1 protein-coding gene is annotated in these 1387 nt (G+C 64.7%); it reads left to right on the top strand.

Features of this window, described 5'->3' with window-relative positions; all coding sequences use genetic code 11:
• Positions 1–1381 (top strand): site-specific integrase (locus G6028_RS15695; RefSeq protein ID WP_206685754.1); only part of this gene is annotated, 1381 nt, incomplete at its 5' end.
• Positions 1382–1387 lie beyond the last annotated feature (6 nt).

The raw sequence follows: 1387 nt of genomic DNA, 5'->3' as shown, positions 1-1387 counted from the left end.
GGCCACCCGCCGACGCGGGACCTGCCCCAGCTGCCAGCGCCCAGACCGGCTCCTACCCGGCCTGGACGACACCCAGGCCATCTGCACCGACTGCGCCGGAATCGACGACCCCCGGCTGACCTGCACCCGCTGCGGCGACCAAGACGAACCCCACCGCCGAGGACTCTGCGCCCGATGCTGCCTCACCGACGACCTGACCGCCCTGCTCACCACCGCCGACACCGGCCACATTTCCACCGAGCTGCAGCCCCTACTCGATGCGCTGACCAGCCAAGACCACCCGCGAAGTGCACTCATCTGGCTACGCAACCCCGACGTTCGCCAGCTCCTGGACGGGTTCGCGCAACACCGCTTGACCATCAGTCACGACACCTTCGCCCACTACCCCGCCGAACGCACCGCACGCCATCTCCGGGACCTGTTCATCAGCTGCGGAATCCTCGCACCCTACGACCGCAACCTCGACCGCTTCACCAGCTGGCTCAAAAAGAAGCTCGCCTCCACACCAATTCACCAATCGCAGCAGGTCATCACCGGATTCGCCACCTGGCATCACCTGCGCAAACTCCGCGCCCGCTCCCAGCGCCAACCCCTGGAGAACGGGCCGATCGCCAACGCCAAGCAGGAGATCACCGCCGCGATCGACTTCACCAACTGGCTCTACACCCGTAACACGCCACTGGCGCAAGCGACACAATCCGACATCGACGCCTGGCTCGCCACCGGGCCGACCACCCGCAGCATCGCCAGAATGTTCGTCAGATGGTGCATCACGCATCAACACATAACCGCCCACCTGGAGTTCCCCTACCGACGTGCTCGAACCCACCCCATGACCAGCGACGATGAGCGCTACGCCCGATTGACGACGATCCTGGGACACCGTGACACCCCGGTGTGGGTTAAAGCCGCCACCGTCCTGCTGCTGATCTGCGCGCAACCAGTTTCGCGCATCGCCGCCATCAAACTGGACGCACTGCGGACCGACGACAGCGGCAGCCTGTGGATCCGATTCGCCGACGCCGAGGTAGAACTCCCACCTCCTCTCGCCGACCCCGTGACTGAGCTCATCGCACAGCGGCCCAACATGAACACCGCCGCCAACCAGACATCCCAATGGCTATTTCCCGGAGTCACTGCAGGCCATCACATCAACCCGCAGACCCTGATGGGAAAGCTCCGCGCCAACGGAATCGACCTCCAAGGCGCACGCAACAGCGCGATGCGCGAACTGGTCCGCGCCATTCCTCCAGCGATCGCGGCAACCCAATTCGGATACAGAGCTCAGACAACCGAGCGACACGCATTCATCAGCGGTACCAACTGGAGCGCCTACCCCGAACTCCGCCAGGAACCCGACACCACAGAACCCGGCACCTGACCAGTA

Origin of the sequence: Dietzia cercidiphylli, from assembly GCF_014145145.1 — a bacterium.
GTDB lineage: Bacteria > Actinomycetota > Actinomycetes > Mycobacteriales > Mycobacteriaceae > Dietzia > Dietzia natronolimnaea.
The sequence above is the reverse complement of the archived record's forward strand: the minus strand, read 5'-3'. Positions and strand labels throughout refer to the sequence as shown.